We start from the raw sequence: 23,686 nt of genomic DNA on the forward strand, positions 1-23,686 counted from the left end.
TTAGAGCGACCTTTGTGCGGCCAATAGGGCGCAGGGCGCTCTAATGAAGTGCATCTGAAAATCGCCAGTAACCGCGATTGACCGAGCGAAAGGAGAAGACGGTGGCATTCGTCTCCATTCGGGATTTAAAGGTTTCTTTCAGCGGTGTGCAGGTTCTGCACGGCATCAATCTCGACATAGACCGGGGTGAAACTCTGGGTCTGGTCGGGGAATCTGGCTGCGGAAAATCTGTGACTTGGCTTGCAGCTCTTGGGCTTTTGCCGGGCAAAACATCGGTCTCCGGTTCGGTGGTTGTTGACGGTCAGGAGCTTATGGGTGCTCCGCGTTATGTCCAGGAGGGCGTTCGCGGTGGTCGCGTTGCGATGATTTTTCAGGACCCGAGTTCGTCGCTCAATCCGGTGAAGAAAGTCGGGCCGCAGATCGTGGAATCCTTGTCTCTCCATCGTGGATTGAAAGGCAATGCCGCACGCCTTGAAGCGATAAAGCTTATGGAACGTGTTGGTATTCCCGATGCGGCACACCGCTTTGATCTCTTTCCGCATGAATTTTCCGGCGGTCAGTGCCAGCGCATCATGATCGCAATTGCTCTGGCCGGAGAGCCGGATGTGCTGATCGCGGATGAGCCGACCACAGCACTCGATGTCACTATTCAGGCGCAGATTCTCGATCTCCTGAACCAGATCAGGCAGGAAACCGGTATGGCTATCGTGTTCATCAGCCATGATCTGGGCGCAGTCAGCCAGATATGTGAGCGGGTGTGCGTTATGTATGCCGGACGTATCGTTGAAAGCGCACGAACGCCTGAATTGTTTGAGATGCCTAAACATCCTTATACGCTCGGCTTGTTTGACGCTATTCCAAGGCTCGATGGCGGGCGCGAAAGATTGCGTGCCATTCCGGGCACTGTTCCCGACCCCAGACATTTGCCGCAAGGCTGCGCGTTTGCCCCCCGCTGTTCGCAAGCAACAGAGCAATGCGAAACCCATATTCCGGAACTTCAGCAGTTTACTGCGCAAAAGGTCGCCTGCTTCAACGCGGTTGATGTGACGAAGACCATATTCGTCGATGCTGTGCCTTCCCATCACGCTGTTGGCGCGCAAGGAGCGGCGGCATGAGTTTTCTTCTTGAAGCGCGCAATCTCGTTCGCACGTATCAGGGCGGCGGCATCTTCAGAAAGAGCGATCCGGTCAAGGCTGTTGATGGGGTAAGCTTGAGTATTCAGCCGGGCGAGACCGTTGGTATTGTGGGCGAATCCGGTTGCGGCAAGTCTACGCTCGGTCGCATGTTGCTGGGCATTGATGATGCCACCGAAGGCGAAGTGCTTTTCGACGGCAAGCCGTTGCCACCGCGCAATACGCTCGAATGGCGCAAACTTCGCGCTCAGATGCAGCTGGTTTTTCAGGACCCACTCGCAGCCCTCGACCGTCGGCTGACTATTGCGGTGCAGATCGGTGAGCCATTGCAGATACATGGTATCGCAAAAGGAGCGGAGCTTAAGGACCGTGTTGATGAGCTGATGATATCGGTGGGGCTCAGACGCGATCAGGGCGACCGTTATCCGCATGAATTGTCGGGCGGCCAGCGCCAGCGGGTCATCATAGCGCGCGCGCTTGCAACAAGTCCGCGATTGCTGGTTTGCGATGAGCCGGTTTCGGCACTCGATGTTTCCATTCAGGCACAGGTCGTCAATCTGCTGCGCGATCTGCAGGAACGGCATGGTGTTGCCATGGTTTTCATCAGTCATGATCTCAAGGTCGTGCGCAATATCTGCGACCGCGTGGCGGTCATGTATCTCGGCAAGATTGTCGAGGAGGCCAGTTCCGGTGTGATCTTCGATACACCGCAACACCCTTATACCAAGGCACTGGTTTCCTCGGTTCCGGTTCCGGGGAAGCTGCTTGAGCACCGCATGATTCTTAAGGGTGAGCCGCCAAATCCTGCCAATCGACCGGAAGGATGCGTTTTCCATCCGCGTTGTCCGATGGCAGGCTTCCAGTGTCAAACCACAATGCCAGAACTTGAAATTACCGGTTACGACCGGCGGACCGCTTGTCATTTTGTCGAGCAGGTCAAAGCTGCGGCGTGAGGTTTGAATGTTTTCTTATATAGCGTCCCGTTTTTTCCGCGCGCTGGTCACCGTGTTTCTGGTCATGACTTTCGCTTTCGTTGTTTTGCGCATGTCGGGCGATCCTGCACAGATTATGCTTGGTCCTGATGCGCCGCAGGAATCCATTGACGCGTTTCGCAAGGCCTGGGGGCTGGATGACCCGCTATGGCTTCAATATCTCTCTTATCTCAAGGGCATATTGAGCTTCGACTTCGGTGTCTCCATGCGAGACAAGGCACCGGCCATCGATCTGGTGTTGCAGCGTATTCCTGCAACGCTTCAAATCACTATACCGGCTCTGATTATCAAGCTGTGCCTTGGCATTCCGGCAGGCGTCTATGCGGCCCTGCATCGTCAGGGTTTTGCAGATCGTGGCGTTATCACGCTGTCCATTCTTGGCTTTACGGTGCCGTCTTTCGTGCTTGGTCTGGTGCTGGTTCTGATCTTTTCTATCCAGCTCGGCGTCCTGCCGTCCGGTGGCAGCGACACGTGGATACATGGCATTCTGCCAACACTGACGATTGCCATCGGCGGCACGGCAATTCTGGCGCGCTTTTCCCGCTCTGCAATGATCGAAGTTCTTGGCCGTCCCTATATCCGCACGGCTTCCGCCAAGGGTGTGAGCTGGCATGACGTTGTATGGAAACACGCGCTGCCCAACGCTTCTGTGCCGATTGTAACCATCGTCGGCTTCATGGTCGGATCGCTGATTGCGGGTGCGGTTGTGGTCGAGACGATCTTTTCCTGGCCCGGCGTTGGACGCCTGCTTGTCGTTTCGGTTGCCAATCGCGATCTTGCCGTTGTGCAGTGCCTTCTTCTGATGATTGCAAGCTGCATGGTCGTCTCCAACCTCATTGTCGATGTTCTCTACGGCGTTCTTGATCCACGCCTGAGATCAAAGGCTGCGCATTAGAGCATGTCGCGAAAAAGTGGATACCGGTGTTCCGATAACGACATGCGTGAATACATAAACTTAAAGCGCGTCGCATGGATGCGATCCGCTCCAAAGGGCAGATGATGGCCGATACAACTCTTCACAGCACCACAGCAATCCGTGCGCCCGGGCTTATAACCCGCCTGCGCAAGTCGGTGCCTGCAAGCGTCGCATTCGCGATTTTCTGGCTTGGTTTGATGCTTTTCGTGGTGTTCTTCGCCGATCTGTTGCGGCCATACCCAATCACCAAAATGGACCTGATGGCACGTCTGGTTCCTTTTGGCACGCCCGGACATTGGCTGGGTACGGATGAACTTGGACGCGATGTTTATTCGCGTCTTATCCAGTCGATCCGCGTTTCACTCATCATTGCTTTTGGCGCGACGATCCTCTCGGCGTTCTTCGGAACGCTGCTCGGCTTTCTCGCTGCCCGGTTTCGTGGCTGGGTGGAGCAGGTGGTGCTGATGCTGGCGGATTTTCAGGCCGCACTTCCGTTCATGGTGCTGGCTCTCGCTGTGCTGGCCTTCTTTGGCAACTCGCTGACGCTGCTGATCTGTCTCATGGGGTTCTATGGCTGGGAACGTTATGCACGTATCGCACGCGGGCTTGCCATTTCTGCCGGTGCGCAGGGCTATGCCAGTGCAGTCGTACAGCTGGGCGCTACGCCGTTCCGGGTCTATTTTCATCACATTCTGCCGAATGTTGCATCGACCTTGATCGTGTCGATGACGCTGACTTTCCCGGAAATTATCCTGATGGAATCCGGGCTTTCGTTTCTTGGCCTTGGCGTACAGCCCCCGGCCACTTCTCTGGGCAACATGGTTGGCTTCGCGCGTGAATATCTGACGCAGGCGCCGTGGATCATGCTGGCACCGGCTGTGGTGATCGTACTGACAACCCTTTCAATTTCACTTCTCGGGGACTGGTTGCGCGACAAGCTGGACCCAACCGTTCAATAGGAATATCGCAATGATAAAGATCATGGCGCATCGTGGTGCGCGCAATCTGTGGGCTGAAAACTCGCTGACCGGTTTCAGAAACGTGCTGAAGCTGGATGTGGATAGCGTCGAGTTCGACCTTCACTTGACAAATGCCGGGCAGATTTTGGTTATCCATGACAGCACGCTGGAGCGTACGACAGACGCTCAGGGCTATGTCCGGGATCTGGATGACGATGCACGTCGTTCCATTCGTCTCAAAGACGAGCCGGGCAATGTGACCGAGGATAGTATTCCGACTTTCGAGGAAGTGCTGGATGTCTTTTCCACGAGACCCGAACTCAAGCTTTATGTCGAACTGAAGTCGGGCCCCGACGGCAAGCCTTATGAGGGACTGGTCGAAAAGGCCGTCGAAATCCTCAAGGCACGCGGCATTGAAGAACGCATCGTCTTGCATTCCTTCGACCGCAGTGTCGTTGAGCATTGCGCCGAAGTTGCCCCGGAAATCGAGCGACTGATGTCACTCAATGCCGAATGGGTTGAGCGCAATGGCGGGCTTGAGCATTTCTTCGCAAGCGTCGAACCGCTGGTTCAGTATGTCGGCGTTCATCATGCGCTGTTTGAGGCTGAGTTCGAGCGCATTACGTCGCTGTTTCCTAATGAACGTCTCGGCGTATGGACGCTCAACGAGCGCGACCTGATCGATCGCTGGATGCAACGCGATGTTGCTTACATCACGTCGGATAGTCCTGATCTGGTGATCGCGTCGCGCCTTGCTCTCGCTAAACAGCCGGCCTGAAAACTTCAATTCTCGAAACTCTATCTGGTCAACTTCAGGAAAACATCATGTCTGATCTGCCGCTGCTCGGTGCCGCCGTGCCCTTGTCGTATCTCGAAAACCATCTCGACTTCATCCTGTCGGAACATCGCGATCTGGAAATTCAGGATTTCTTTGATGTCAGCCTGCTGAAGGGCGACTGGAAAACGCCGGCAAACCGTATAAGGACGTTGCTGGATGGCTATCAGGGGCGTCTCGGCATTCATGGCCCTTTCTGGGGGCTCAATATGTCGAACCCGGATGAAGATATTCGCAACATCGTGCGTGAGCGTTATCTCAAGGGCCTGGAAGTCTGCGAATATATCGGTGCAACGCAGATGGTCGTTCACAGCCCGTATAATTTCTGGTTCAACAACAATCGCGACAATGCGCTGGAAAGTGCACAGAACATGGTCGATTACGCCCATGACACGCTTGCGCTGGTCGTCAAACGTGCAGAAGAAATCGGCTGTACGCTGGTGATCGAAAACATTGAAGATATCGATCCGGATGCACGTCGCATTCTGGCCGATAGCTTCCAGTCAGGCTCTGTTGCGGTATCGGTCGACACTGGCCACGCCCAATTTGCCTATGGCTCCATGGGCGCGCATCCGGTGGATTATTTCATCAGCCGTGCGGGCAATCGTCTTGAGCATGTGCATCTTCAGGACGCAGATGGCCATGCCGACCGGCATTGGGCAATCGGCGAAGGCACGATCCGCTGGCATGCGGTCTTTGCCGCTTTGTCGAAGCTTGAAAGCAACCCGCGCCTGTTGCTCGAACTGCGCGACAAGAATAAAATCCAGCAGTCAGTGCAGTATCTGATGGCGGCGGGATTGGCTCGCTAATTGCGAAGATTCTGTCTTCTCTGGCTGTCACGATTGGCAATAGTTTGCCGTTCATGGCAGCCAATTTTTTATGATTGTTCTATCTGGCCCGGTATTCGGATTGAGCGCTGATCGTTCTGAAATGAACAAAGCATAGCAAATTCAATTCATTATCGCTTTCCGGTTTTATCACAGAAGCACAGAAAGCAATATCTGATGCCTGATACATCAGATGTTGACATATCAGTCTGGGTGCTCCAAGATTGTCTGGTAGTTTCGGATGACAGTCAGGTGCGCCCTTGCGTGATAGCGTTTCCACATTTTCACCGATCAAGGTGAAGAGCCTCAGAGATCATGTTCATGACGATCTTCGGGAGGCGATCATTTCGGGGCGTCTGAAATCCGGCGACAGATTAAACGAGCGCCAATTGGCGGCTGATCTGGGCATCAGCACCAGCCCTCTGAAAGAGGCACTGCGCCAGCTGGAAGGCGAGGGGCTGGTCCGCACGGAAGCGCGGCGCGGGACATTCGTTTCGTTCAATGCACGGCAGGCGGAAGAAATGACGCTGGCGCGTGCAGCACTTGAAAGCATTATTGCACGTCAGGCCGCCAAGCATGGCGGTGAGGAAGCTTTTGTTTTTCTCCGTGCAGTCATTGAGGAAATGCGGGCCGCAGTCGAATCTGGCGATGTGGATGCGCTGATTGAACTCAATGAGAAGTTTCATGATGCCATTCATGAAGCGTCGGGATGCGAATATCTACGGCGGCTGCAAAACGCACAGCGCATGTATGACCATGCTGCACGGGTGACGGTGTTGTCGCGTGAAGATGTGCGCAGACAATCGTTTGGCGAACATGAGGCAATCATGCAGGCGATTACTGCAAGAAACGGCGATTTGGCCGAGCGATTGATGCGGGAGCACATCGTGAAGGCGGGGGATACACATATCGAACTGGTCTTCTGACCAGTACCTGGGAGGGTATTATGAATTTAGCGGAATACCGCCGGGTGCTGCGAGGCATCTCGGGCGTGCATGCGACTGCCTATAATACAGATGGTGAAATCAATGCCGCGCTGACAGCGAAAATCGTCGAGCGGATCGCCAGGGCGGGCGTGCATAACATTGTCACCGGCGGCAATACGGGCGAGTTCTACAGCATGACTGTAGACGAGGTGATCCGCTTGCAGGCTATCGCTGTGAAGGCGGCGAATGGCAAGGCTGCAGTCACTGCTGCTGCCGGTCGTTCCGTGCGCGATGCAATCAGGGTTTCAAAAGCAGCACAGGCCGAAGGTGCCGATGGCGTGATGATCCATCATCCGCTTGATCCATTTGCAGCACCTCATGCCCAGGTTGATTACTTCATCGAAATTGCCGAAGCGATTGATCTGCCGATCGTGGCTTATATCCGCTCTGACCTGATCCCGCTTGACGAAATGGTACGTCTGGCAACGCATCCGAAGGTCGCAGGCGTCAAGTTTGCCTCTCAAAACACCATGCTGTTCTTTGAATGCTGCCGTGCAACCAAGGGGACGGACGCGACCTGGATTTGTGGTTTGGCTGAAAGCTGGGCGCTGCCTTTCTATGCACTTGGTGGCCGTGGCTTCACGTCCGGTCTTGTCAATGTCGCTCCAGAGCGCTCGCTGGCGGTCTGGAACGCGCTTGAAGCTGGCGATTATGCCCGCGCCCGCGCCGTTGTTGAAAGCATCGCCGATTTTGAAACCATGCGAACCAAATATCGCAATGGTGCAAATGTGACGGTGGTCAAGGAAGCACTGCAAATTCAGGGCCTTGCTGTCGGCGATGTCCGGCTTCCGGGCTTGCCGAAACTTGAACCGGCTGACCGTAAGGCACTCGAAAAGGTCGTTGCGGGTTGGGAGACTGAAGCGATTGTCTAAAAACTAGAAAACCGGCGCGTATCGACAGGAGGAAGCGGTGCGTGCCGGATAAGCAAAAAAGTGGAGGAGAGCATGACCAAAGGAATTTCACGTCGTACATTCATGGCGGGCGCAGGGATTGCGACCGGTGCAGGGCTTTTATTGCCCAAGGGTGCCGCATGGGCGCAATCGGCAAAGCTGCCATCGTCGCCTGTTGCTTTGAACGTCATCGATGCCGCAGGCAATCTTGCTCTGACGCAGCCGATTTTCGATAATTTTGCGTCGCAGCAGAAGGCGCTTGTTTCGCGTTTCACGTTCAACAAGGCACCGGCACCCGAACTGCCCGGCAAGATCAAGGCGCAGCAGCGTGCCAACCGGATCGATATCGATCTTGTAATCATTGGCCCGGATGCCCTTTCGGCAGGACTTGCCGACGATATCTGGACCGATATCATTGCGCTTCCGGATAACGGCCTGCCAAAGTTGCAGGACATCTATCTTGAACCAGCGTGGCGCATGCAGGAAATGTCGAAGGGAAAGGGCGTCGTTGTTTCTTATTACCCATCAGGCCCGTTGCTCGAATATCATCCTGACAAGGTGAAGACGCCGCCAAAAACTGCGGAAGAACTTCTCGCCTGGACCAAGGAAAACCCGAACAAGTTCATCTATGCCCGTCCGGCAAATTCCGGCCCTGGACGCACGTTCCTGATGGGGCTGCCTTATCTGCTCGGTGACAGCGATCCGAAAGATCCGGTCAAGGGTTGGGATAAGACCTGGGCCTATCTCAAGGAATTGCACAAGAATATCGAATATTACCCGGCTGGAACCGGCGCCTTGATGAAAGAGCTCGGCGAAGGCACACGCTATATGACTGCGACGACAACGGGCTGGGATATCAATCCGCGTGCGCTCGGTGTGGTGCCAAAGGAGATGGCGGTCAGCAAGCTTGAAGGCTTCCATTGGGTTTGCGACGCGCATTATTTCGCCATTCCGAAGGGCGTGTCCGAAGAAAAGATCGCCGTTCTGATGGAATTCATCAAATTCGCGCTCCAACCGGACCAGCAGGCCTACTCCTATGATGCGGGCTACTTCTATCCGGGACCAGCGGTGAAGGACGTCACCATTGAGATGGCGCCGAAGGAAAGTCAGGATGTGATTGCCGAATTCGGTCGTCCTGAATATGCCGACTGGATTGCGAATAATCCGATTGAGTTGCCACTTGAGCCTGAAGCTCTCGTTGCCGCCTTCCGCCGCTGGGACGAGGACGTCGCAGCCAGCTGAGGCTTCTCAAAAGCGTCAATGGCGGATTTTATCGGTTCGCCATTAGCCGCCTAAGATCACCACTCAATTTACGGTGCTTGCGTCCATGTCCTTTCAAGAACTTCGGCTCGACCGAATGAGCCGCTCATTTGGAACTTTTAACGCGCTGAGGGAGATTAACCTCACGATCGGGAAAGGCGAGTTTATTGCCCTTCTCGGTCCGTCAGGCTGCGGAAAGTCCACGGCTCTCAACTGTATCGCAGGTCTTCTGGGCACGACCGGCGGCGGCATCTATATAGATGACAAACGCGTGGATCAGCTGAAGCCCGAGGATCGCGGCTTTGGCATGGTGTTCCAGAACTACGCCCTCTTCCCCCATATGAATGTCCTGCAAAATGTTGGCTTTGGCCTGAAAATGCGCGGGCTTGCCAAAAGCGAGATCGAGAAACGGTCACGTGCAGCACTTGCACTGGTGCGTTTGCAGGGACAGGAAGAAAAGCTTCCCGGCCAATTGTCAGGCGGGCAGCAACAGCGTGTAGCCATTGCGCGCGCTATCGTCATCGAGCCGCCACTGGTGCTGATGGATGAACCGCTATCCAATCTGGACGCCAAGTTGCGACTGGAAATGCGCGCTGAAATCCGGCGCATTCATAACCAGTTGGGTTCAACCACTATCTATGTCACGCATGATCAGGACGAGGCTTTGTCGCTGGCAGACCGCATCGTGGTGCTGCGCGATGGTGAAATCCGACAGGTTGGCACGCCGCACGAGCTTTACGAGCAGCCGCGTTATCTCGATGTTGCGGCTTTCATGGGCTTCCGCAATGCGCTGCATGGCAAGGTGCTGCGCGTTGAAGACGGACGGGCCACAATCGCCGTTGCGGGCACTGAATTGACTGGCCGTGCGATGGATCAGCTTACACCCGGCGCGAATGCTGTTCTGATGGCACGCGGCGACGATGTGGTTTCAGGTGAAAAAGGCCGCAATACTATTGAGGCGACCGTCGAGACGATTGAATATCGCGGTCGCGAATATGTCGGGATTGCCCGCACTGAAACCGGCATGGAAATGGTCTTTCACGGCCCGCAGGAGGTTGTACCCGGGGCAAAAATCACGCTTGGCATCGATGCAAGCCACGCGCTGGTCTTTGCGGGCGGAGCTTAAACCATGGCCGAAGATCGCTTTTCCGATGCAACGCTCAAACCCGGTTTGCGTCAGCGGCTTGCCAATCGTGGTTTCGACGGTGTCACGCTGCTGATCCTGCCCGCACTGCTCTTTGTGATCGGTGTCTTCATCTATCCGTTTCTCTACGGTCTCGTGCTGTCGTTTAATCCGCTGGATGGCGATGGAGCGCTGGCCAATTACCGCAAGTTCTTCTCCGATCCATACCTTTACAAGACCATTGGTGCGACGCTGTGGCTGGCAATTCCGGTCACGCTGATCAGCATATTGCTTGCCGTGCCAATCGCCATGCGTGTGCGACTGATGCGCAAGCAGCGCCTTCTGACGACAATCCTCGTGCTGCCCGTGACATTGGGTACAGTGCTGATTGCAGAAGGACTTCTGAATTATCTCGGACCACAGGGCTGGTTCAGCCGCAGCCTGATCGCTATCGGTTTTATCGAAAATCCGCTCAAGCTGACCAACAATTACTGGGGCGTATTTGCTTCGCTGGTTATCACGGTTTTCCCGTTCACGTTTCTGCTGACACTGTCCTACATAACGGGCATTGATCCCGCACTTGAGCGGGCCGCCGCAACGCATGGTGCAAGTAGTTGGCAGCGCTTCCGCCACGTCATGCTGCCGCTGTTGGTGCCGGGCCTTGTGGTGGCGTCGTGTCTCACCTTTGTGCAGGCCTTCGCGGTGTTTCCATCCGCTGTGCTGTTGGGAGCGCCATCGGGACCGACGCGCGTGATTTCCATTGCCGCAGCGCAGGCCGCCTTTGAGCAATATGACGACTCCATGGCCTCCTCCATCGCCATGATCATGGCGGCGGTGCAACTGCTTGTTGTTGGTGCGCTGCTCGGGGTGCGTTCACTCTTTTATCGCGGTTCGACCGCTGGCGGGAAAGGATAGACCATGATCCGCGATACATCTGTCCTTTCAAAGCTCTGGATCACCGTCGTCTGGCTTGTGACGGGATTCTTCGTCCTCAATGTGCTGGCCGTCATCACTGCCGTCGTCGTTTCAAGCTTCGGTACGCGCTGGCTCGGCACCTGGTTTCCTGATGGTTTCACAACGCGATGGTATGCCGCCGCCTGGGCTGAATTTCAGCTCGATCAGGTGCTGCTTGTGACATTTCAGGTGGTCTTTGCGGTTGTTATTCTGTCAGGCTTTCTAGGTGTGACAGCAGCTTATGCGATGGCACGGCGTGATTTTCCCGGCAAGAAGCTTGTGCTGCTGATCTTTCTGCTACCACTGCTGGTGCCGCCGATCACCTTTGGTATCCCATTGGCAACCGTCCTCTACAAATTTGGCGTGGGTGGTAGTTTCTGGGGTGTGGTTCTTGCCAATCTGGTGCCGACAGTCCCGTTCGTCATTCTGGTGATGGTTCCGTTTATCGAGCAGATTGACCCCAAGGTGGAAGCCGCGGCGCGGGTCTTTGGGGCAGGCACGTTCAAACTGTTCCTGCATGTGCTTTTGCCGATGCTGACGCCGGGGATTCTGGCTGCAATGCTGCTTGTGCTGGTGCGCACGGTTGCCATGTTCGAGCTGACCTTCCTGACGGCAGGACCAACATCTCAGACACTGGTTGTGGCGCTTTACTATTCGGTCTTTGCCGCTGGTGTGCGTTCGGTTCAATCCATCGATGCAATGGCAGTGATCTACATGGTTACATCACTGGTCTGGCTGTTGCTGGCACTGCGCTTCGTCAATCCAACGCAGATCGTAGCACGCAACCGTCAACCTTCTGCCCATTGATGTGGCCAACATTTCTCGGAGTGCATGATGAAAATTACGGCCATCGAAACGGTGCAGCTTCCGCACCTCAACAACATCCTGTGGGTGCGCGTCCACACAGATGAAGGGATTGTTGGGCTGGGCGAGACTTTCCGTGGAGCCAATGCGGTCGCAGCCTATATTCATAGCGATATCGCACCACAGCTTGTGGGCCAGAACCCGCTGGAGATTGATCGTATCTCCAAGCTTTTGCTCGAACCCTATGTGGGTTTCCGTTCATCGGGCGTGGAAATTCGTGCAGCCTCCGCAATTGATATCGCGCTGTGGGATATTTTCGGAAAACTGACCAATCAGCCGATCCATCAGTTGCTGGGCGGCCTCTCGCGTCCGTCGATCCGCACCTATAATACCTGTGCGGGCTACACCTATAACAAGAGCGGTGCGCGTCGCTATATTGGCGATCAGGATGATGCGAAGGAGGGTCCATATGAGGACCAGCTGGCATTCCATCGTGATGCCGGGGCGCTGGCTGAAAGCCTTTTGTCGGAAGGCATCACGGCGATGAAAATCTGGCCCTTCGATCCTTACGCTGTGGCCAATGGCGGTAACTTCATTCACGCCACCGATCTCGACAAGGCGCTGGTTCCGTTCCGCCAAATCCGCGACGCGGTTGGCGATAAGATGGAAATCATGGTCGAATTTCATTCCATGTGGGATTTGACATCGGCGCTCGCTATTGCCCGCGAACTCAAGGCATTCAGGCCTTTCTGGTCGGAAGACCCGATCAAGATGATGAACCCGCAATCGCTTGCCGTCTATGCGCAGCAGTCTGGCATTCCAGTCTGTACGAGTGAAACCATGGCAACGCGCGCGCAGTTTCTCGAGGTGTTACGCACCGACGCTACTGATTATGTGATGCTCGATATTTCATGGTGTGGCGGGCTTTCGGAGGCGAAGAAAATTGCCACCATGGCGGAAGCCTTCCAGCGGCCTATCGCGCCGCATGACTGCACAGGACCTGTGGTTTTTGCGGCTTCCATTCATCTGTCGCTGAATGCGCCCAACGCGATTTTTCAGGAATCTGTGCGGGCCTATTATACCTCTTGGTATCGCGATCTGGTGACAGTGATGCCGCGGATTGAAAAGGGCGTAATCTATCCATTTGAAGGTGCGGGGCTGGGGCTTGAACTGTCGGATTTCGTTCTCGATCATCCCGATGTCATCCGCCGCAGCACGAAAGCCGCATGATGGGACCGTTTCGCTGTATAGCTGATTTACGCGGGCAACTGATGGAAAGTCCGGTCTGGGATGATCGTCGCGGGACGCTTTTTGCCTGCGATATCAACGGACGCAAGGTCCACGAGATTGATCTGGATAAGGGACCATTGCGCGAATGGGCTTTTGAAGCTGAGGTTCCGTGCTTAGGGCTTGGGGAAAGCGGAAAGCTGGTCATTTCGCTTGCGCGTCAGATCATTTTGTTTGACCCGGAAACAGAAGAGCGTCAGACGATCTGGGACGGGTATGATGAGCCTGAAACATCGCGTCTGAATGACGGGAAAATTGGGCCGGATGGCGCGTTCTGGGTAGGCAGCATGGATGCACGTCCGCAACGCGAACGCATTTCAAAACTCTATCGCGTGACAGCTGACGGCAAAGCCGAAATCAAGGCAGAAGGCTTCGAGATTTCCAACGGTCTGGCCTGGACAGCGGACGGTTCGACCATGTTTCACACCGATTCTCGCGGGCCCTGGATCGACCGGTATGATTTTGATGTCGCAACCGGACTGATGAGCAATCGAAAGCGCATTTGCGATCTTGATGAGGAAACAGGTCGGCCTGATGGCGGGGCCTGTGATGCAGAAGGGGCCTATTGGAGCGCGGGAGTCTCGGCGGGTGTATTGAACCGCTTTGATCGTGACGGCACATTGCTTGATCGTATTTCCGTTCCTGTTCCTGCACCGACAATGCCGTGTTTCTGCGGCCCTGACCTCACGCTGATTGCAATTACCTCACATCGTTTAGGAGCTTTGGATGCACCGCAATCTGGTGGAGTACATCTGGCAGAAGCGCCGGTCGATGGTGCGAAGGTCGCAAGAATGAAGGGAGTTTGATCCGATGAAGAAACTTCTCCTGACCGGTGCTTCCGGCAATCTGGGCCGTATGCTGGCACCAAGGCTGACCCAAGCAGGTTATCGTCTGCGGCTTTCAGACATCGCGCCGTTTTCAGATGAATTGCCTGAAGGAGCAGAGTTCATTCAGGCCGATCTTACTGACGCGACGGCGATCGCTGAGCTGGTGCGTGGAACGGACGCAATTCTGCACTTTGGCGGTATCAGCGTGGAGCAACCTTATGATCTGGTTGCAAAAGCCAATCTGATTGGTGTGACGCATATTTTCGAGGCGGCAAGGGCGGAAAAACAGCGGGTCATTTTTGCAAGTTCCAATCATACGATTGGTTTCTACACTCGTGACGAGATGCTGAGCACCGATGAACCGTTTCGTCCTGACGGCTATTACGGGCTTTCCAAAGCCTATGGCGAGTTGCTTGGGCGCATGATGTTCGACAAGCACGGTATTGAAAGTGTGCATCTGCGTATCGGCTCGTGTTTGCCAGAGCCAACCGAAGCCAGACATCTGGCAACGTGGTTGTCACATGATGATCTGGTACGGCTTTTGATTGCAGCGGTTGAAGCACCAAAAACCGATGTTTCGGTCGTCTGGGGTATTTCGGCCAATGCGTCGCGCTGGTGGGAAAAAGACGATGCAGCATTGATTGGATATGTGCCGCAGGACGATGCTGCCCGCTTTGGCGATCTGGCGGAAACCGGCGATCCAGTATCCCGGCGTTTTCAGGGTGGCACGTTCACGGCCCATGATTACTCGCGTGAGGATTGAGCCCGTGGTGCTTGAACTTGACGCCCATGATTATCGCTTACGGATCGACCCACACCATGGCGCGACGGTGTTGTCTGCGCAGTGGCGTCATCCTGACGGCGAATGGGTCGCCCTGCTTGAGCCGCTGACCACACCGGAAGTAGGTTTGAAGGCAGGGTGCTTTGTGATGGCGCCCTTTGCCAACCGCATTGATGGCGGGCGTTACACCTTTGACGGTGCGATTGTCCAACTGCCCATCAATGCGCCGGATGAAGGAATGGCCATTCACGGCTTTTCGCGGATGCACCGTGCAAAGGTCGTATCATCAAGTGAAAGCCGTGCGGTTCTGGTGGATGAAGTTGAAGGTGAGGATCACCCCTACACTTATCGGCTGGAACAGGAACTGAGCATTTTGCCCGACGGCTTTCGCATATCGCTAAGCATCCGCAACAATGGTCCGACACGATTACCATTCGGTATCGGCCTGCATCCCTGGTTTGCCAAAACGGCGCAAACCACGCTTGAGTTTTCCTCAAACGGTGCGCCGAGACTTGATGCGCGTGGCTTGCCGGACGGTATTGCTGTGCCCATGGAAGGTTTCACGCCGGGCAAGGCGACGCCTTTGTCTCAATTGCCTTTGGTGAATTGCTGTTTCACCGGCTGGGAAAGCCGGAACGCATTCATTCGGTGGCCTGAGACAAGCACGGGTCTGAAGCTCAAAGGTGAGGGTGCGTTGCGCCATCTTCATGTGTTCAATCCGCAAGACCGCGCCGTCTTTTGTGCGGAGCCGGTCAGCCACCTGCCGGATGCCGTCAACCGGCCAGCGCTTGGTGCGGATGCAGCGATGACAATTTTAAGCCCCGGAGAAACGCTCTCTGGCGGCGCATTTTTCTCAGCATGCGCTCTTGCACAAAGTGGTGCGGGGCAGTTTTCGGGAAGGCATTGAAATGACCAGGAAAGCATATGAAGATCTGCGTTCGGCACGCTGGATGCTGCCAGATGACCAGCGCTCATCGGGGCACCGCTCCAGAACCATGCAGATGGGCTACGACCCTGTAGACTGGGAAGGCAAGCCGATCATTGCAATTATCAATACATGGTCCGATGCCCAGCCCTGTCATGCGCATTTCAAGGATCGTGTCGAATGGGTGAAACGCGGCATCCTGCAAGCGGGTGGCTTTCCGCTTGAACTCCCCGCGCTCTCGCTGTCGGAAAGCTATGTCAAACCCACGACCATGCTTTACCGCAACATGCTCGCCATGGAGACGGAAGAGCTTTTGCGCTCCCATCCTGTGGATGGTGCTGTGCTGATGGGCGGTTGCGACAAGACAACGCCTGCACTCATCATGGGTGCCACAAGCGCGGGCTATCCGTTTATCTTTCTGCCAGCCGGTCCGATGCTGCGTGGCAATTACGCTGGCAAGACGCTTGGATCAGGCACAGACATGTTCAAGTTCTGGGACGAGCGTCGTGCGGGCACTATAGGTAAGGAAGAATGGCAAGGGATAGAGGGCGGCATTGCGCGCAGCTATGGCCATTGCATGACCATGGGCACGGCCTCCACCATGACGGTGATTGCTGAAGCAATGGGGCTGACATTGCCCGGGGCATCCTCAATTCCTGCTCCTGATGCCAATCATCAACGCATGTCGACCCAATGTGGCCGACGTATCGTTGAAATGGTCTGGGAAGACCTTACGCCCGATCAGATTATCACACCCGCAGCGGTGAAGAATTCCGTTGTTGTGGCGATGGCGACCGGCTGTTCGACCAATGCGATCATTCACCTGATAGCCATGGCGCGTCGCGCTGGTGTACCGCTCGAGCTTGATGATCTGGATCGGATTGGGCGTACAACGCCGGTTATTGCCAATATCCGGCCATCGGGATCAACCTATCTGATGGAGGATTTCTACTATGCGGGCGGTATCCTTGCACTCATGAAGCAGCTCGGTGACAAGCTTGATCCGTCAGCAATTACCATCACCGGAAAGCCGCTCACAGAAGGGCTGGAAAAGGCGCAGGTCTTCAACGAAGACGTTATCAGGCCTCTGTCCAATCCCGTTTATCACGAAGGCTCGCTTGCCGTTCTGAAAGGTAATCTCTGCCCGGATGGTGCTGTCATCAAACCCGCAGCCTGCGATCCGAAATTTCATCGCCATACAGGTCCGGCGCTGGTGGCGGACAGCTATCCAGAACTGAAAAAGATCATTGACGATCCCGATTATCCGTTAACGCCCGAAACCGTGCTTGTGTTGCGCAATGCAGGCCCGCAGGGTGGCCCCGGTATGCCTGAATGGGGCATGATCCCAATGCCGAAGGCACTGCTGAAACTCGGCCTGCGCGATATGGTGCGGATTTCAGATGCGCGTATGTCAGGCACGAGCTTCGGGGCCTGCGTTCTCCATGTGGCACCGGAATCCTTCGTGGGCGGGCCACTGGCTTTGCTCAAGACCGGCGACATGGTCGAACTCGATATTCCGGCGCGCAGCCTCAACATGCTCGTCGCCGAAGATGAATTGGCAGCTCGTCGCGCTGCATGGCAGACGCCTGAGCCAAAATATGAGCGCGGCTACGGCTTCGTCTTTTCCAAACATGTCGAGCAAGCCGACAAAGGCTGCGATTTCGATTTCCTGAAAACTGATTTTGGTCGTCCGGTTGACGAGCCGGTCATTTATTAAGAGGCGCTGAGATGTCAGACTATATTCTCCCCGAAGAAACGCGCGCGAAACTGAAAAAGGTTTCAACGGCGTCGGTGGCCACGGCACTTTATAAGCGCGGCTTGCGCAATCAGTTCATTCAGGGCTCGTTTCAGGTGGCGCGCAAGCCCGAAAACATGGTGGGTCAGGCTTTTACGCTGCGCTACATCCCGGCGCGCGAAGACCGCAATCCGATCACAGTGTTTCGCAATCCTGATCACAAACAGCGCGTCGCCATTGAAACCTGTCCGCCCGGCTGGGTGCTGGTTATGGATGCGCGCAAGGATGCGCGCGCTGCGACGGCCGGTTCGATACTGGTGACACGGCTTGCTTTGCGCGGCGCAGCAGGCATTGTTTCTGACGGCGGTTTCCGCGATGTCACGGGTATCGGTGAACTCGACATGCCCGCTTATTGTGCCAAAGCGTCAGCACCGACAAACCTCACTCTGCATGAGGCGATTGACATTAATGTGCCAATCTCCTGCGGTGATGCAGCCGTGTTTCCCGGCGATGTGCTTGTGGGTGATCCTGATGGCGTTATGGTGATCCCGGCTCATCTTTGCGAAGAAATTGCCGATGAATGCGTTGGAATGGAAGTCTTCGAGGATTTTGTCCTCGAAGAAGTCAAAGGCGGCGCGGCAATTATCGGGCTCTATCCCTGCACCAGGGATGAATGGGCAAAGAAGTTTGAGGGCTGGAAAAGCGAGAATAATCGCTAATTCTGGAGCGCATAAAAAACACCGCCTTATAGAGGCGGTGTTCCGTTGTCGCGCAAGACTTCACCCGCCAGATACAGCGAGCCACCAATAAGAATACGCGGCGGCGCTTCATCGTGCGGCCAGCTATCGCGCAGGATTTTCAGCGCATTGGCAACCGAATGAACGGGTTCTGCCGAAAGCCCTGCCTTCTGTGCGCTGATCGCCAGTTCATTATTGGGGATACCGGCATCGCTTGAAGGGATTGGCACCGTGAAAACATGGCGCGCCATGCCTGCAAAGGCCTCAAAATAGCCGACAGGGTCCTTGGTGTTGATCATGCCGGTAATCAGAAACAAAGGCCGCGTGGAGCGTTCCTCGAGATCGCCAAGGGCTTCCGCGATCACCGCGCCTGCACCCGGATTATGGCCACCGTCGAGCCAGATTTCCGATGCAGCCGGTGCGAGATCAGTCAATTCGCCGTGGGTGAGGCGTTGCATGCGTGCAGGCCAATCCACCACCATCAGCGCCTTTTCGGCGGCTTTGTCGGTAATGGTGAAACCGGCCATCTGCACAGCTTCAATTGCTGCGGCAGCATTCGCGATCTGGTGACGGCCCGGCAGGCGCGGCAATGGCAGATCGATCAATCCATCTTCATTCTGGAAGACCATGCGGCCATGTTCCTCGAATGCGAGGAAATCCTGCCCGTAGATCGATAAAGGGCAATCCAGCCGGTCTGCGGTGGAAATCAAAACTTCGCGTGCTGCATCAAAGAGCTGGAACCCGATAACAACGGGGCAGTCTTTCTTGATGATACCAGCTTTCTCGGCAGCAATCAGTTCAACCCGATCGCCGAGAAAAGCCTGATGGTCAATGGAAATCGGCATGATCAGTGATACGGCTGGCTCAGGTATGACATTGGTCGCATCAAAACGACCGCCAAGGCCTACTTCCATGATCACAACATCCGCCGGGTGCTCTGAAAACAGAACAAATGCAACGGCGGTCAGTATCTCGAATACCGTGATGTATTGACCACCGTTCACGGCTTCTACACGCTCGATGGCTTCAGCCAGAACATCATCAGAAACGAACTTGCCGCCAGTCTTGGAGGCCAGACGATAGCGCTCGTGCCAGTTGACCAGATGCGGCGAGGTATGGACGTGCACGCCAAAGCCGCTCGCTTCCAGAAGCGCACGGCAGAAAGCTGTTGCTGATCCCTTACCGTTGGTGCCGGCAATATGGATCACCGGCGGCAGGTTCAGATGCGGATTGCCGAGCTTTTCCAGAAGACCGCGAATGCGGTCCAGTGAAAGATCGAAGCCTTTGGGATGCAATTGCATCAGCCGTTCAATGACGGCATCCGCTTTTCCTGTCACGATTATGCCGCCTTGCTGTCAGCTTCTGGCTTCTTTGGTGCCGGGGCTAACACAGGTGCATCGGTTGCGGGCTGGCCAGTCATCATTTTCAGCAGGCGCGCAATGGTAGACTTGAGCTCAAGGCGCGAGCAAACCATGTCGACCATACCATGTTCCATCAGATATTCAGCGCTCTGGAAGCCTTCTGGAAGCTTTTCGCGAATGGTCTGTTCAATCACGCGTGGACCGGCAAAGCCGATCAATGCGCCCGGTTCTGCAATGTGGATATCGCCGAGCATTGCGTATGACGCGGTAACGCCACCCGTGGTTGGGTTGGTGAGAACAACGATATAAGGCAGGCCTGCTTCTTTGAGCATTTCCACGGCAACGGTCGTGCGTGGAAGCTGCATGAGCGAAAGAATACCTTCCTGCATGCGCGCGCCACCCGATGCTGCAAACAGAACCAGTGGACGCTTCAGCTCTATGGCTTTCTGGAAGCCCTGAATGATGGCTTCGCCAGCGCCCATGCCGAGCGAGCCGCCCATGAAGCCGAAATCCTGAACGGTGGCGACAATCGGCAAGCCTTCAATCGAGCCAAGGCCATTGATGACCGCGTCTTCCATGCCTGTGCGCGAACGATAGTCCTTGAGACGGTCGATATACTTCTTCTCATCGCGAAATTTCAGCGGGTCGACTGGAACTTTTGGGCTTTCCAGCGTCGTGTATTCGCCATTGTCGAAGAAGAAACGCAGACGGTCCTTGCCCTTGATGCGCATGTGATGGCCTGAGCCGGGGATCACAAACTGATTGCTCTCAAGGTCCTTGTGAAACACCATTTCGCCGGTCGATGGATCCTTGATCCAAAGATTTTCCGGCATCTCGCGACGTCCGAGCATCGAATTGATCTTCGGGCGAACGTAATTGGTGATCCAGTTCATGACGTTTGGTTCCGTTTCTTGTTCTTCAACATAGTCAACAGTGCCAGAGCGTGTCGCATTTAATCGTACCGACTGCGCTCGCTCCATCTCTCTATTTTAACGCATGTCTTTATCCCAAAACCGGTTCCCACTTTTGGCAGACATGCTCTGGCTGCTTAAATGGACGATTTATTGGGCAGCTTCAAGGCGTGTTGCACGAACACTTGCTGCCAATGCACTGACAAGTTTGGAAACAGCAGCTACCGGATCGCCATTGACCTTGCCATTTTCGTCCAGTTCGCCAGCCACGGCATTGACGATTGCAGTGCCGACAACAACGCCGTCAGCAGCTTCAGCAATGGCTGCAGCCTGTTCAGGCGTCTTCACGCCAAAGCCGACGCAGATCGGCAGATCGGTGCTCTTCTTGATGTGACGCACGGCATCCGCAACGCGGGTCGTGTCGGCAATCGCCGAGCCGGTAATGCCATTCATCGAGACGTAATAGACGAAGCCCGACGAATTATGCAGCACTTTTGGCAGACGCTTGTCGTCAGTGGTTGGAGTCGTCAGACGGATGAAGTTGAGGCCCGCTTCGGTAGCTGGAATGCAGAGTTCCTTGTCCATTTCAGACGGCAGGTCCACAATGATGAAGCCATCAATGCCGGATGTTTTTGCATCAGCAAGGAAGCGTTCAACCCCATAGATATAGATCGGATTGTAATAGCCCATCAGTACGATTGGCGTCGTGTTGTCTTCCTTGCGGAAGTCGGCAGCCAGTTGCAGCGTCTTCTTCAATGTCTGCCCGGCGTGGAGCGACCGCAGGCCAGCCGCCTGAATGGCCGGGCCATCGGCCATCGGATCAGAGAAGGGCATACCAAGCTCGATCACATCGGAGCCAGCCTTTGGCAGCGCCTTCATCACATTGAGCGATGTTGCGTAATCCGGATCGCCGCCCATGAAATAGGTAACCAGCGCCGGGCGTCCTTCGGACTTGAGCGATGCAAATTTGGTGTCGATGCGTGTGGTCATACCGTGCCCCGTGGCAAAATGCGCGTAAGATAATCGGCGGTGGATTGGCCGGACATAACCGTTTCCATCCATGCACGCCGTTCAAAGTCGATGATTCCCAATTCCCAGACACAGGCCATAAGCAGAGGCTGTGCCGGCTCGAACTCAACTTCTTCATTGAGTTCGGATTGCCAGAGAATCTGGGTTGCGATGCCGCCTTCCAGCCACCAGTGCAGGAGCAGCCACAGGCTCTCCTCGCCCTGATGCAGAATGGCAAAGCCCGCGCCAAGATGTGGCGTGTGCTCAAGCTTGTCTGCAACGGCTGCAATCTGCCTGCGTGCGATGCCAGCAGCGGCTTCTGCAAGTGGATTGGAAGGATCGGCTTCAATGATGTTGAGCTTGATCGTCGCTGTACCACACTCCGTCAGCCCGTCGAACCATGCGGCACGCGGTCTGTAAGAGGAGATGTCGGCGACGCTGTTGCTCATCCGGCCCTCACATGTCCATGCCGAGCAACTGCCCGACCGTGTGGACGTCCTTGTCACCGCGACCCGACAGGTTGACGATCATTACCTGATCCTTGCCCATGGTCGGTGCCATTTTCACAGCCTGTGCGATGGCGTGTGCGGATTCAAGCGCTGGAATAATGCCTTCAACGCGGGTGCAGAGCTGGAAAGCATCCAACGCTTCATCGTCGAGGATCGGCACATATTCAACTCGGCCTGTATCGCGAAGCCATGAATGTTCAGGGCCAACACCGGGATAGTCGAGACCGGCTGAAACGGAATGGCCTTCAAGAATCTGACCATCTTCGTTCTGAAGCAGATAGGTGCGGTTGCCATGCAGAACGCCGGGGCTGCCAGCGCTCATTGATGCGCAATGCTCAACGCCGTCGAGACCACGACCACCCGCTTCAACGCCGACGATCTTTACCGACGCATCGTCAAGGAATGGATGGAACAGGCCGATTGCGTTCGAGCCGCCGCCAACAGCTGCCAGGATCACATCCGGCAGGCGGCCTTCCTGTTCGAGAATCTGCTTGCGTGCTTCGATACCGATCACCGACTGGAAATCGCGTACCAGTTCAGGATAAGGCGCAGGACCAGCGGCAGTGCCGATCAGGTAATAGGTGTCGTCAACATTGGTGACCCAATCACGAAGTGCCTCATTCATGGCGTCTTTCAGCGTGCCATTGCCAGCCGTTACCGGCTTCACTTCAGCACCCAAAAGCTTCATGCGGAAAACATTTGGCTTCTGACGTTCGACGTCGGTCGCGCCCATATAGACGACGCAAGGCAGGCCGAAGCGCGCAGCAACGGTTGCGGATGCAACGCCATGCTGGCCAGCGCCGGTTTCAGCAATGATGCGGGTCTTGCCCATGCGCTTGGCAAGCAGAATCTGGCCGAGGCAATTGTTGATCTTGTGGCTGCCGGTATGGTTCAGGTCTTCGCGCTTGAAGTAAATTTTTGCGCCACCCCCGAGGCCCTTGGCCGAGGAAATGTCACGAATGTGCTTTGTGAGACCTTCGGCATAATAAAGCTTGGAAGGGCGACCGGCATAATAGGTCGACAGATTGGAAAGCTCGGCCTGAAACTCAGGATCGGTCTTTGCCGTTTCATAGGCTTCCTGCAATTCGAGGATCAGCGGCATTAGCGTTTCGGCGACGAAGCGTCCGCCAAAAATGCCGAACATGCCTTCTTCATCCGGGCCTGTCTTATAGGAATTGGGTTCAACCGGCTTATTCAACGCTTGCCACTCCGTCATGTTCAGGCGCGCTTTGCAGATGGTCTTTCATCCGCAGTCGCAACAGCCTGGAAAAATTCCTCGATGAGACGCACATCCTTTTCGCCGGGTGCGCGCTCTACTCCGGACGATACATCGATACCCGGCGCGCGTGTCTTTTGCAGCGCCTCGGCAATGTTGCCCGCGTTCAACCCACCGGAAAGCATGTAATCGACATCGGCGTCAAGCGCGTCGAGCAATGTCCAGTCAAAGGATACGCCATTGCCGCCCGGAAGGTCCGCACCTTTTGGCGGCTTGGCATCAAAAAGAAAGCGATCGGCAATGCCCTTGTAAGGTGTAATCGCATCAAGATCGGAGGCTTCCCGCACCGCAAATGCTTTGATAACCGGCAGACCGTAACGCTTTTTCACGTCGGCAACGCGTTGCGGCGTTTCATGACCGTGCAGCTGCAGCATGTCAGGCTTAAGCTCAAGCACGATTTCATCAAGCGTGGCATCGTCAGCATCGACCGTAACCGCAACCACTTTGGCGCGATTTTGGGCAGCTTCGCGCAGTCGGCCAGCATCGGCGGGTGTCAGATGGCGTGGGCTTTTCGGAAAGAAGATAAAGCCAATATGGGTCGCCCCGCCGTTGAGAGCAGCCTCGACTGCTTCAGGCGTTTTAAGACCGCATATTTTTATATCAAAAACCATAGCGTTTCCGTCGCACATATTGCGGCACGACTCAAGTTG

The 23,686-nt window shown here is 55.4% G+C and carries 24 protein-coding genes; 18 read left to right on the top strand and 6 right to left on the bottom strand.

The genetic code is table 11. The features are described 5' to 3' along the window. Positions 1-101 precede the first annotated feature (101 nt). The 18 genes from CEV32_RS18195 to CEV32_RS18280 all read left to right on the top strand — a co-directional run bounded on the left by CEV32_RS18195 (position 102) and on the right by CEV32_RS18280 (position 17,953). The gene (locus CEV32_RS18195) at positions 102-1,115 is read left to right on the top strand and encodes an ABC transporter ATP-binding protein (RefSeq protein ID WP_094578530.1); all 1,014 of its coding nucleotides are present in this window, start codon (positions 102-104) and stop codon (positions 1,113-1,115) included. Beyond that, entirely contained in the window at positions 1,112-2,086 is a 975-nt protein-coding gene (locus CEV32_RS18200) for an ABC transporter ATP-binding protein (RefSeq protein WP_094578531.1), read from the top strand. Before CEV32_RS18195 ends, CEV32_RS18200 begins: the two co-directional genes overlap by 4 nt. A 7-nt stretch (positions 2,087-2,093) precedes the next feature. After that, on the top strand, positions 2,094-3,020 hold the full coding sequence (locus CEV32_RS18205) for an ABC transporter permease (protein WP_094578532.1): 927 nt from the start codon (positions 2,094-2,096) through the stop codon (positions 3,018-3,020). Positions 3,021-3,124: 104 nt separating this feature from the next. After that, entirely contained in the window at positions 3,125-4,000 is an 876-nt protein-coding gene (locus CEV32_RS18210) for an ABC transporter permease (RefSeq protein WP_167382835.1), read from the top strand. A gap of 10 nt (positions 4,001-4,010) precedes the next feature. Further along, a complete protein-coding gene (locus tag CEV32_RS18215; RefSeq protein WP_094578533.1) occupies positions 4,011-4,778 on the top strand; it encodes a glycerophosphodiester phosphodiesterase family protein in 768 nt (255 codons plus the stop codon). Between the two features lie 47 nt (positions 4,779-4,825). Beyond that, positions 4,826-5,644 carry a sugar phosphate isomerase/epimerase family protein gene (locus CEV32_RS18220; protein WP_094578534.1) on the top strand — a complete coding sequence of 273 codons (819 nt, stop codon included), beginning with the start codon at positions 4,826-4,828 and terminating at the stop codon, positions 5,642-5,644. A gap of 278 nt (positions 5,645-5,922) precedes the next feature. Beyond that, positions 5,923-6,588, top strand: a complete 666-nt coding sequence (locus CEV32_RS18225; RefSeq protein ID WP_094578535.1) for a GntR family transcriptional regulator — start codon at positions 5,923-5,925, stop codon at positions 6,586-6,588. Positions 6,589-6,608: 20 nt separating this feature from the next. Further along, positions 6,609-7,520 (top strand): dihydrodipicolinate synthase family protein, encoded by a 912-nt coding sequence (locus tag CEV32_RS18230; RefSeq protein WP_094578536.1) that lies wholly within the window; start codon positions 6,609-6,611, stop codon positions 7,518-7,520. A gap of 102 nt (positions 7,521-7,622) precedes the next feature. Further along, positions 7,623-8,780: an extracellular solute-binding protein gene (locus CEV32_RS18235; RefSeq protein WP_374882881.1), complete on the top strand. Its 1,158-nt coding sequence runs from the start codon at positions 7,623-7,625 to the stop codon at positions 8,778-8,780. An 85-nt stretch (positions 8,781-8,865) separates the two neighbouring features. Further along, positions 8,866-9,924 carry an ABC transporter ATP-binding protein gene (locus CEV32_RS18240; protein ID WP_094578538.1) on the top strand — a complete coding sequence of 353 codons (1,059 nt, stop codon included), beginning with the start codon at positions 8,866-8,868 and terminating at the stop codon, positions 9,922-9,924. Positions 9,925-9,927: 3 nt separating this feature from the next. Continuing rightward, complete coding sequence (locus tag CEV32_RS18245; protein ID WP_094578539.1) at positions 9,928-10,836, top strand: ABC transporter permease; 909 nt, start codon at positions 9,928-9,930, stop codon at positions 10,834-10,836. A gap of 3 nt (positions 10,837-10,839) precedes the next feature. Beyond that, a complete protein-coding gene (locus CEV32_RS18250) occupies positions 10,840-11,682 on the top strand; it encodes an ABC transporter permease (RefSeq protein WP_094578540.1) in 843 nt (280 codons plus the stop codon). Positions 11,683-11,709: 27 nt separating this feature from the next. Next, complete coding sequence (locus tag CEV32_RS18255) at positions 11,710-12,909, top strand: mandelate racemase/muconate lactonizing enzyme family protein (RefSeq protein WP_094578541.1); 1,200 nt, start codon at positions 11,710-11,712, stop codon at positions 12,907-12,909. Beyond that, the gene (locus tag CEV32_RS18260; protein ID WP_094578542.1) at positions 12,906-13,772 is read left to right on the top strand and encodes an SMP-30/gluconolactonase/LRE family protein; all 867 of its coding nucleotides are present in this window, start codon (positions 12,906-12,908) and stop codon (positions 13,770-13,772) included. The genes CEV32_RS18255 and CEV32_RS18260 overlap by 4 nt, the downstream gene beginning before the upstream one ends. 4 nt (positions 13,773-13,776) lie before the next feature. Further along, complete coding sequence (locus CEV32_RS18265; RefSeq protein WP_094578543.1) at positions 13,777-14,556, top strand: NAD-dependent epimerase/dehydratase family protein; 780 nt, start codon at positions 13,777-13,779, stop codon at positions 14,554-14,556. A gap of 4 nt (positions 14,557-14,560) precedes the next feature. Next, positions 14,561-15,481, top strand: a complete 921-nt coding sequence (locus CEV32_RS18270; RefSeq protein WP_167382826.1) for an aldose epimerase family protein — start codon at positions 14,561-14,563, stop codon at positions 15,479-15,481. A gap of 1 nt (position 15,482) precedes the next feature. Then, positions 15,483-17,216 (top strand): L-arabinonate dehydratase, encoded by a 1,734-nt coding sequence (gene araD / locus CEV32_RS18275; RefSeq protein ID WP_094578544.1) that lies wholly within the window; start codon positions 15,483-15,485, stop codon positions 17,214-17,216. Between the two features lie 11 nt (positions 17,217-17,227). Continuing rightward, complete coding sequence (locus tag CEV32_RS18280) at positions 17,228-17,953, top strand: ribonuclease activity regulator RraA (RefSeq protein WP_094578545.1); 726 nt, start codon at positions 17,228-17,230, stop codon at positions 17,951-17,953. Between the two features lie 26 nt (positions 17,954-17,979). On the opposite strand, the gene CEV32_RS18285 is transcribed toward CEV32_RS18280, so the two are convergent. The 6 genes from CEV32_RS18285 to CEV32_RS18310 form a co-directional block, all read right to left on the bottom strand. Then, positions 17,980-19,272: a bifunctional folylpolyglutamate synthase/dihydrofolate synthase gene (locus tag CEV32_RS18285; protein ID WP_208620882.1), complete on the bottom strand. Its 1,293-nt coding sequence runs from the start codon at positions 19,270-19,272 to the stop codon at positions 17,980-17,982. Positions 19,273-19,310: 38 nt separating this feature from the next. Continuing rightward, positions 19,311-20,225, bottom strand: coding sequence for an acetyl-CoA carboxylase, carboxyltransferase subunit beta (accD, locus tag CEV32_RS18290; RefSeq protein WP_094579158.1), 915 nt, complete (start codon positions 20,223-20,225; stop codon positions 19,311-19,313). Positions 20,226-20,393: 168 nt separating this feature from the next. Further along, complete coding sequence (gene trpA / locus CEV32_RS18295; protein WP_094578547.1) at positions 20,394-21,233, bottom strand: tryptophan synthase subunit alpha; 840 nt, start codon at positions 21,231-21,233, stop codon at positions 20,394-20,396. Further along, entirely contained in the window at positions 21,230-21,700 is a 471-nt protein-coding gene (locus tag CEV32_RS18300; RefSeq protein WP_094578548.1) for a hypothetical protein, read from the bottom strand. The genes trpA and CEV32_RS18300 overlap by 4 nt, the downstream gene beginning before the upstream one ends. A 7-nt stretch (positions 21,701-21,707) precedes the next feature. After that, positions 21,708-22,958, bottom strand: coding sequence for a tryptophan synthase subunit beta (trpB, locus tag CEV32_RS18305; protein WP_094579159.1), 1,251 nt, complete (start codon positions 22,956-22,958; stop codon positions 21,708-21,710). Positions 22,959-22,978: 20 nt separating this feature from the next. Next, the gene (locus CEV32_RS18310) at positions 22,979-23,647 is read right to left on the bottom strand and encodes a phosphoribosylanthranilate isomerase (protein ID WP_094578549.1); all 669 of its coding nucleotides are present in this window, start codon (positions 23,645-23,647) and stop codon (positions 22,979-22,981) included. Positions 23,648-23,686 lie beyond the last annotated feature (39 nt).

It is taken from the genome of Brucella rhizosphaerae, from assembly GCF_002252475.1.
GTDB lineage: Bacteria > Pseudomonadota > Alphaproteobacteria > Rhizobiales > Rhizobiaceae > Brucella > Brucella rhizosphaerae.